We start from the raw sequence: 10,125 nt of genomic DNA, 5'->3' as shown, positions 1-10,125 counted from the left end.
TGTCTCACAGCGCTTTGCCAACGCCATGGAGCAGCTGCACACGATGCGCGATTACGCAACAACAGAGCGCTGCAGGTGCTCCTAAATTTAATACTTCGCCATCAACGACCATTTCATATGGCATTCTACAAGCTTGGGCACATTCTCCTCGGTTTGCAGAACGTCCTCCCAATGCTTCGGAAGTTAAACATTGTCCTGAGTATGCTACACATAAGGCACCGTGAACAAATACTTCTAGAGGTAAAGAGGCGCCGCGATATTGCATTCGATTTTGAATTTTGCTAATTTCTGATAACGAACATTCGCGCGCGAGTACAACTAAATTACATCCTAATTCTTGGGCAAACTCTACACCAACTTCGCTGGTAATTGTCATTTGAGTCGAAGCGTGAATTGGAAAGTCCTCTGAAATATGGCGAATTAAACGACAAATACCAATATCTTGAACAATTACCGCGTCAACTCCTGCGGAGATAATTGTACGTAAATATTTCTCAGCTTCGCGTAACTCTTGGGGAAATATTAGTGTATTGAGAGTGACGTATCCTTTAACACCACGGCTGTGCAGAAACTCCATTAACTCAGGCAAGTCAGCTTCGGTAAAATTCTCCGCGCGCATTCTGGCGTTGAATTTATCTAAACCAAAGTATATTGCATCGGCGCCGTTCTCAACAGCAGCAATTGCACACTCCCAGTTACCTGCTGGCGCCAGAAGTGAGGGACGATTTAAAGTGCGCGCGTTTTGTTGGGGAAGTTGGAGTTCAGCTTGCATGGTAGTGAGGGAAGGAGAGTGACACCTTAACCATGATATCGTTTAGAGAAGGTGAAATTGTAGCATAAGCGTCTCGCCTGTGCAGTGACATATTTTTTACCACATAGACACAGAGTACACGGAGAGAAGAGAGAAAGAGAGATTGCCAACAGATTGTGAGCTGACGTAACGCATGGTTAATATTAAGTAACGCTTAGTTAGTTTGTAAGCAATAACTTATCTATTACATCCGTTGTATTTGTTGCAAACAACACCCCGGAATTAATGACATATACCAGTAAGTAATAGAAATTGGTATTACCGTGCGGAATTTAAAGGTCAGATTTTTTGGTGCCTACTCTATAATATCTCTCTGTGTCTCTGTGCCTCTGTGGTAAAAAGCATTACACTATGACACAGGCAGGGATGCCTGTGCTACAATTAGCATAAAAAATATTTAAACTATTTATTTAGTCTAAGTATTATCACAGGCAAATTGACAATCGAGCGCTAAAATAGCAAATGTAGTCAACGCGCGCAAAACCAGCTTGAGTGAAACTTCCGTAAAAGTTATACCTGGGCAGAAACTTCAGCCTTTAGAAAAAAACGGCTTAGAATTGGTATCTCGGTTGCAGTCAGGACGCGATGTAGTACTGGCAATCGATTTAACCGAAAGTGTCGGGTTGAATGATGAGGGTCGTATTCGACTGCGGCAAATTGTTGAAGATAGTTTAAAGCCTGGGGATACTGTTTATGTTGTTCCCTTCAGTACGGATATTACTACCGCAGAAGCTAGGACAGATGTAAAACCATTTGGAACTCCGATTAAATTTATCAATCAAGATAAAGAGAATATAGACAAAGTTTTAAATAAAATACCTTTTGCCTCAGACCCAAATCGTTATGGTACGGATATACAGCGCGCGGAGCTAATTATTTATCAAGGTGTTGCCCAACTTAATCAAAATCGTTTACGGCAAAATCAACCAGTTAAACCGCAATCTGTAATTTGGATTAGCGATGCACCTCTGTTGACCTCACCGGGTATTACTTCTAAGATTTGGATAGAAACTCCCGCATCGAGTCCTTTTCGGATAGCAAATTCTCCTGAAAGTCAAGAACGACAAGCTTGGATTGATGCTTTACCATTAATTAAACGCGAAAAGGCTATTAAAACTGAGGATAATAAAAAGTATAATCTTTCTGTTGTTGATATTGCCCCTACAGTACAGGAATTTTGTACTCCGGCGCCTGGTGGTGAGCAAACTTGTTTAGTAACACCTTATTTAATTAAGCAGTTACGGTTTCCTGGGTTAATACTTTTATTAGTGTTAGCAGGTTTAGTGTTTGGAATTATCAAATTTAATCGTTTGCTTCATAGATGGGAGTTAGTAGTTGATTTTAAGGCAACAGGAGACTCGGAAGACCAGGTATGCCGATTATCTAATAATAAGCGCATAGCTATTGGTGAGTACGATAGCACCTGTGAAGATTCTATAGATTGCCCAGGAGCAAAAGTAAGAGGTTATTTAGAAAGAAAAGGTGAAAAACTTTATCTGGCGCCTGCCGATGCATCTATTTATTATAACGGCAAAGAAATTACATCACGAACTGCCATATCTAAGTCTCAATTTCGGATAAATTGTCCTGATGGTAAACGAGACTATGAGATTTTTATTAAAGTTAAAAAATAAATGATTAGGAAGCAACTTATGGTTCAATCATCAGGAAATGACCTGCAATATCGTGGAATCAATCGCACTGTTTGTATAGGTTTAGGAGGTACTGGACGAGATGTATTAATGCGAATAAGACGGTTAGTAGTTGACCGCTATAACGATTTAAGTAATTTGCCAATTGTTAGTTTTGTTCATATCGACACAGATAAAGCTGCAACTCAAGTTAGTGGTATTCGTAGCGGAAGTAGTTATCGCGGTGTTGACCTTAGTTTCCGTGAAGCTGAGAAAGTCAGTGCTACCATGTCCACTAACGAAGTAACAATGTTTGTGGAAGGTTTGTCACGCCGTTCGGAATATACTCGTCACAGTCCCTACGACCATATTGGTAGATGGTTTCCTCCACAATTATTGCGAAATATTAAAGCAGTTGAAGAAGGCGCCAAAGGTATTCGACCGGTTGGTAGATTGGCTTTTTTCCATAATTATCAAAAAGTGAGAACGGCAATTGAAACCGCAGAAAGACTCACGCGCGGTCATGATTCTTTCATGCTCAAGCAAGGTTTAAGAGTTGACGCAGGACTGAATATTTTTGTTGTTGGTTCTTTGTGCGGTGGTACTGGGAGCGGTATGTTCTTAGATGTTGCTTACGCTCTTAGACATCTTTATGGCAGTGAAAGCGTTCAAATTGTTGGTTATTTTGTCGTTAGTCCTGAATTGTATGGCAACACTCCTAGTATGGGCGCCAATACTTATGCGGCGCTGAAAGAATTAAATTACTATAGTACTCCAGGTACAAAATTTGAAGCTTGCTATGATATTGATAATTTAGCAATAGTTCAAGAAAAACGTCCTCCATTTGACTATACTTATTTAGTTTCTAGCCAAACAAAAGGTGAATATCAAATATTATCGCAAGGCAAATTATGTAACGTTATTGCTTATAAAATTGCTTTAGACTTTTCTGGTGAACTGGCGCCAACTGTTAAAGGACAAAGAGACAATTTTCTGCAACACTTAATTCAATGGGATAAGCACCCACGTCCAAATGGACAAAGATATTTAACATTTGGATTAGCCGCAATTTATTTCCCTCGTGATATTATCGTTCAAATTAGTTTAACTTGGATTAATCTAGATTTAGCAAAATTCTGGTTGAATGGCAAAGGTCAGAGTCCTGAACCTCAACGTTTATTGGAAGAGTTTTTAACTAGAAATAGCTGGCAAAACGACCGCGCTAAAAGTTATGAAATAGCGAGTAAATTATCAGAATCTATCGAAGAATCTAATAAAATTTTTACTAAAACTATTACAGATTGGAAAAATAAATTAGAACAGGTAATTTCTCGGTGTCAAAATCGGGAAGAACGCAACTCGCTTCGTGGACAATTACCAAGAGAATTTAGAGAACAGTTTCGCAAAGTTCAACCGGGTGAAACTGAGAATATACGTGGCATTTGGTTGACTAAGTTACAACAAAATAGTCCTAAACTTACTCAGCAACTCACAGCAGATATTTATGAGTTTATAGCTCGCTTGCTTACTCCTAGCGAACCCAATTTTTCTATTAAGAATACTCGTAATTGGTTAGATGCTTTGCAATATGATTTGCGTAAGTATCAATCTTCATTACAAGAACAAATTTCTGAATATGCCGGAATGAAACGTTTAGAAGATATAGAAAAACAGTGGCGTGATGCTGAAGAAATAATTCAGGAGATAGAAGACAAACCTAGTATACCATTTGTAAATAATAAAAGCCACCAACTACAAGACGAAGCCAGAAAAGCTTTACGAACTGCTACTGAGAGTATTAAGCATAACTTTGAGTTAACTGTTTTGCAAGAAGTAGCAAAGATTATTGATGATTTACAACAAATACTCCAAGATATAAGTACTAAAGTTGCTGCGTTTAATAATTTAGTAGAAAATTTGACGCGCGCTTATGAAAAACAAGAAAGTGATTTCAAACAATTGAACTTTGATGAAATGAGTGGCGAGGCAATATTTGAAAACGAGGATATTGCTCGTTGCTATGAAGTTATGTTACCAGAAGATGATATCAAGAGCCAATTAGTGCTAGCGAGTGCAGCAATTATAGAACCAACTGGACAAGAAAAATCTTTGGTTTGTTTTATTGACGGACGCACCTCCTTGCAACAGCTTAAAAAAGATATTGATATCAAAGTTGATAGTTTATTTGCTCCGAAGAGTATTAATATCGTCAACTCTGTCATTAAACGCTTTATGCAAAAATATTCACAAGCAGCGCGCGCGACACGTCTAGCACAAATTATGCAGGAAGCTGAACCATTGCTGCGTTTAAACCTAAGCGACCCATATTACCGCGATGACCTAGCTAAAAGTAGTAAGTTAATTGGTTTTAAAGATACCGATGAGTCTGAAGTACAACAATTTAAAACATTGCTAGATAAAGATTTAGGAATTCCAGCAAGTGTACTTAAACCAACCCAAGCTGGGGACGAAATTTTAATAGTCAACGAGTATGCAGGGTTTCCACTCAGACTTGTAGGTTCTTTAGAAAAAATGCGGAACCCGTACCTACGCGAACAAAATTCTGCAACATCTTTTCTTCACAACGACTATCGCGCCTCTTTTCCTGATATCATTCCTCCAGACGCAATGCAAATGGAAAAATTAGAGGATATTTTTTATCCTTGCCTAGCGCTTGGTTTATTGTTAGACAGTCAGGACAATAGTAAATTAGAATTCCAATTTTATGATACGTTGCGCGATAGTTATCATATAGCTGCTTTAAGTAAAGAATGGAACCAAGCTTTAGAAGAACTTGCTAACCGTTCAGATATGACTCAAGCTTTAGAAAAACTTTTGCATGAAGAAATTGGGGTTATCGAAAAACAAGCTGAACTTTGGGATCAGGAGTATCTATTAAAATTGCGCGCGTTTATTAAGCAAGTAGATGATTTACCACAAGATAGTCCCAATTATCCTTTTCAGTCAACAGTCATTGGCAGTAATGACGCTTCCGCAAAGGAGGGTGTAATTCCACGCTTCCGTAGAAAGATAGAGACGCGATTAAAAACTTCTCAACCAGTAATTTCTGATTCTAAAAATAATTATGGACAAGTTTTTCTTCCAGAAATAGTTAATGATTCAGTTTATGATTCAACTAATACTACTAGTACTATTGATAATAGAGCAAAACGTCGGCAAGAACTGGAACTTCTACAGAAAGATTTGGCGGATGGTTTTATGACTCAAGATGAATACGAATCTGAACGCCAAAGAATATTTAAAAAATATCCCTTAATTTAATTATTTTGGATGGGCACCTACTTGATGAATACAACTACAAACATTTGAGACATTTATAATGGAAACAATACCACCATACTTAATTCTTCTTATTTTCATTTTTGTAATTTTACCATCATGTATTACTATATACTTACGCTGGCAACTTTACCAAAATCTAATTGACTTAGAAAAACAAGTAAGAAGATTAATCGACTCAAATACAGCAGGAAGTAAACCGCGAATCATAGAAAAATTAGAAACAAGATTTGAGGTAGCAAGCCGAAATTTAGAACAAGTTAATACAGGAGCATTAATAAATCAAGTTTATAGCCAAGAAAAGTTAGGGCAAATTACTTATGATCAAATTGAGTATTTATGTCGATTATTACCTAATTTACTTCTAGCATTTGGGTTATTAGGAACTTTTTTAGGTATTACAATTAATTTATCATCACTTAGCCAAACGTTGAATCAAACAAGCACTAACAGTATTAGTAACTTAGTGCAAGAATTACAACAACCATTACAAGGTATGAGTATTGCCTTTGTTACAAGCTTAACAGGGCTTTTTTTTAGTGCATTAATCACATTGATATCGTGGATTAAAAACACTAGCTTTGCTAAATATAGATTAATTAATTGCCTGGAAGATTATCTAGATAATATTTACCAACCACAATTACAAGGTGATACTCGACTCGACAAAATAGTTAATCGAATGGTTCAGCAGCAAGATGAGTTTTTAACTAACTTTGGCAAAACCGTTCGTGAAGCAGTTGAGTCATCTATGGGACATGTAGCACAGCAAATGATTGAAGGGAACCGGGAAGCAACTAAGCTGGCAAAACAAGTTTATGAACAATTTTATAATGCCGCAGGAACTATTAATTCTGCTGCTACTAGATTTGATCAAGCAATGGAAGCATTGAGTAAAAATTCTGAAGTATTTACACAAGCAGCAAAAACTTTTGAGAAAAGTGATTTTCCACAAAAATTATCAACAGCTACGACGCAGTTATCCACCACACAAGAAAAATTTACTCGTTCAGCAACAAGTCTAGCTGAAACAATGAGTATGCTACTATCTTGTATTCAAGAATTAAGCGACTTAGGTAAAGGTATTAAAACGTTGAATGAAACCTCCATTGATGTACTAACATTACATCAAAATAATCAACAGTCACTCAAAGAGATTATTCCTCAGCTTCAGCAAGGTGCAAATACTTTATCTATAACTTTAAGTAAAATAGACAAATTAGAGCAAAAAATTACAGATAAAGCAGATAGTTGGGAGAAAGTAGATACTTCTTTAGTACAGTTATTGGGAGTAGTGAGAAGTTATACAGAAGGTATTAGTTTGGGTATTGAGTCTTTAGCAGACCGTATAAATTCAACAGTTTCTCAGCAAATCAACTCTAATAATCAAAAATTAGATGCGCGTTTTACAGAAGGTATTAATAAACTCACTACAAATAATCGCACAATGTATCAAGAAGTAGTTGCAACTCAAATTCAACAATGTATCAAACAACTTCAGGAAATGAAACAATTAATTGCCCAATCTAAATAATTATGGCGAAAAAGTTACGAGAAAATGCTGACATTGAAGACTTGAATATTTGGCCTGCTTTTACAGACTTAATGTCCAATGCCTTCATGATACTATTACTATTATTGTTAATAGCTCTGACCAAATATACAATATCTAATAGCACAAATACAGGTACTCCACCAATTCTACTAATTCCAGATGAGAATTATAGATTTGACCCTGGTAGCGCGGTAGTCCCACCTGCAATGTTAGATTATATTAAAACTAAATTAGTCCCAAACATTGAAAAAACAACGAAAGATTACAATATAAATACAGTTGAAATTATTGGTCATACTGATGAACAACCTATTGGCGCCAGTACAAGTAATTTAGATAATTATTTAGAAAGAGCAGCTAATCTTAAGAGTTCAATGAGCAACTTGAAAGCAGGTTCTAACGCGGACTTAGGACTGATGCGTTCTCTCGCTGTAGTTCAAGAGCTATTAAAAATTCAACGAAGAAATAAAAGTATGGCAGGAATTAGGTTTCGCGCTTATTCCGCAGCACAATTAATTTTACCTAATGGTGACTTTGCTCCCATCCCACAACAACAGCGTCAGTCCGAAGCTAAACGGCGCCGTATCGAAATTCGCTTCACCCGTCTAGGTGAAGTCAAAGAAGTTAGGTAGGATGGGTTAAGCGACCTTACTATCAAAATATATCTTGCGACTGACTATTTTATCTTTCCTAAGTGGCAATGTTCCATTAATGGCATGATTACAACTTAGGAAGGCGGTTATTACTACCCTTTATATTTTAAGAGTTGTTACAGTTGAAAGGTAATGATTCTAAGCACTTATACGTATCTATAAGTAAATGAGGCTGCATCTAAAATAAGTTTTCTTTAAATATGTATATAAAGTTTGAAGTCTGATTTTTTAGTCGAGACGCTTCACACTTCATTGCTTTATTGTGTTGTATTTTACTCGATAAATTTAATAAGTGGGGTTTTGTTGGGTTCCGCAAAGCCTCCACCCAACCTACGATTGTTTAATAAGTTTTATTTTTGACTCATTTCTCACTTATTTAACAGTGAAAAAGCACTTTTTTACGGTAATAATATCTCTACTTAGTTTTACTATGGTTTTAGTTACATCTTCGTTACACGATAACAGCAGCGCGCGTACTATCAATCAGATGTATGTTTTTGGTGATAGTCTTTCGGATGTCGGAAATATGTATCGCGCGACGAATAGAAATTATCCTCCAAATCCACCGTATTTTCAAGGACGTTATTCTAATGGTCAGGTGTGGGTAGAGTATCTTGCCTCAAAGTTAGCACTTGATGCCAAGCTGAGTGCAAATTATGCTTATGGTGGCGCCACTACGGGAAAAATCAATAATAATGGTATTCCTGGTTTGTTAGGACAAGTTGAGAACTTTACTAAAAATCACTCAGACTCAAACGATAGCGGACTGTATGTAATTTGGGCAGGTGCTAATGACTATATATATGGTGTTGCTGATTCAACGGTTCCTATTATAAATATTACTCAAGCCGTCGAGTCCTTACTTAATGTAGGCGCCAAAAATATCTTAGTTGCGAATTTACCTGACTTGGGTAATTTACCAGCAACGAAAACTAGCGGTAGTTCTCAAAGTTTGAGTGCAGTGACAAAAGCACATAATCAGGGTTTAACTAAATCATTATCACAACTGCAACAAAACCTTGACTCAAAATCCCAAATCATCGAATTAGATATAAGTTCCCTATATCGGGATGCAATCTCTAATCCATCTAAGTACGGTTTCACAAACGTGACAAGTGCTTGCTTAAATCAGGGAGCTAGTTGTAGTAATCCTAACCAGTTTTTATTCTGGGATGGCATTCATCCAACTACTGCTGCACATCAAATTATTGCTGAAAAAGCTTTTACTGTTCTCAATAGTCAAAATTCTCAGTTACAGTTGGGTGCCGCTTAACTTTTTCGTTTGTGTTCGTAGTAAGTATGCTCTGGTACTCACTACGAGCATAAGAGCGCAAGTGCTATAACAAATGTAGAGCATTAAGATTAAACTAACTATGCCTACACCATTTCCAGGGATGGATCCATATTTGGAACAGCCGGAACTTTGGAATCAAGTTCATAATCGGCTAATAGTGGCAATTGCAGATGCACTAACACCTCAAATAGTTCCTAGTTATCACGTTTCGATTGAGGAACGAGTTTATGCAAGCGTTGATGATTCATTACTAGTCGGTGTAACGGATATAGCTGTTGCAAGTAAAAATAAACCAACGAGAGCAACAACAGCACTTAAACAAGCTGAACCCGCTAGAGTTAGAGTTCCAATGCCAGAAGAGGTTACAGAAAGGTTTTTAGAAATCAAATCTACCCGGACGGGTGAAGTTGTTACGGTTGTTGAAGTACTTTCACCGAAAAACAAACGCTCAAAAGATGGTAGACAAGCTTATGAAAATAAACGGCTTAAAGTTTTTGCTTCAAATACAAGTTTAGTAGAAATTGATTTGCTACGTGCTGGCGAACCTATGCCGATTTTTGGAGATGCTAAAGGCGATTATTATATATTAGTGAGCCGAGGATATCGCAGGCCAGATGCTGATTTATACACATTTACAGTCCGTGATGCGTTACCTGCTTTTCCTGTACCTTTGAAACAAGGTGATACAGAGCCAGTGGTAGACTTGCAGCAACTATTACATGATATCTATGACCGCGCGAGGTTTGATTTGGTTATTGATTATTCGCAACCAGCTAAACCTCCATTATCTCCGGAAGATGCGGCTTGGGCGTGGGAAATTTTAGGGAATGCGTAGGGTGCGTGAAAGCTAAGAAAAATTAGCAGCTAAAACGAAAAATAAA

General features: G+C 37.2%; 6 protein-coding genes and 1 pseudogene. 6 read left to right on the top strand and 1 reads right to left on the bottom strand.

Features of this window, described 5'->3' with window-relative positions; genetic code table 11:
* Positions 1 to 79: 79 nt before the first annotated feature.
* A pseudogene (locus AC2JBO_RS34100) lies at positions 80 to 772 on the bottom strand (peptidase U32 family protein); the annotation flags it as partial.
* Positions 773 to 1,299: 527 nt separating this feature from the next.
* On the opposite strand from AC2JBO_RS34100, the gene AC2JBO_RS34095 reads away from it, so the two are divergent.
* From AC2JBO_RS34095 to AC2JBO_RS34070, 6 genes are all read left to right on the top strand, one after another.
* On the top strand, positions 1,300 to 2,445 hold the full coding sequence (locus AC2JBO_RS34095; RefSeq protein WP_496958075.1) for a vWA domain-containing protein: 1,146 nt from the start codon (positions 1,300 to 1,302) through the stop codon (positions 2,443 to 2,445).
* Positions 2,446 to 2,463: 18 nt separating this feature from the next.
* Positions 2,464 to 5,724, top strand: a complete 3,261-nt coding sequence (locus AC2JBO_RS34090; RefSeq protein WP_496958074.1) for a tubulin-like doman-containing protein — start codon at positions 2,464 to 2,466, stop codon at positions 5,722 to 5,724.
* Positions 5,725 to 5,782: 58 nt separating this feature from the next.
* Complete coding sequence (locus AC2JBO_RS34085) at positions 5,783 to 7,276, top strand: hypothetical protein (protein WP_496958073.1); 1,494 nt, start codon at positions 5,783 to 5,785, stop codon at positions 7,274 to 7,276.
* Positions 7,277 to 7,278: 2 nt separating this feature from the next.
* Complete coding sequence (locus AC2JBO_RS34080) at positions 7,279 to 7,929, top strand: flagellar motor protein (RefSeq protein WP_496958072.1); 651 nt, start codon at positions 7,279 to 7,281, stop codon at positions 7,927 to 7,929.
* A 451-nt stretch (positions 7,930 to 8,380) separates the two neighbouring features.
* Complete coding sequence (locus AC2JBO_RS34075; protein ID WP_496958071.1) at positions 8,381 to 9,223, top strand: SGNH/GDSL hydrolase family protein; 843 nt, start codon at positions 8,381 to 8,383, stop codon at positions 9,221 to 9,223.
* Positions 9,224 to 9,323: 100 nt separating this feature from the next.
* Positions 9,324 to 10,079 (top strand): DUF4058 family protein, encoded by a 756-nt coding sequence (locus AC2JBO_RS34070; protein WP_496958070.1) that lies wholly within the window; start codon positions 9,324 to 9,326, stop codon positions 10,077 to 10,079.
* The last annotated feature ends 46 nt before the right edge of the window (positions 10,080 to 10,125 follow it).

The sequence above is a fragment of the Calothrix sp. CBUCES-K 9914 genome, from assembly GCF_059640475.1.
The sequence above is the reverse complement of the archived record's forward strand: the minus strand, read 5'-3'. Positions and strand labels throughout refer to the sequence as shown.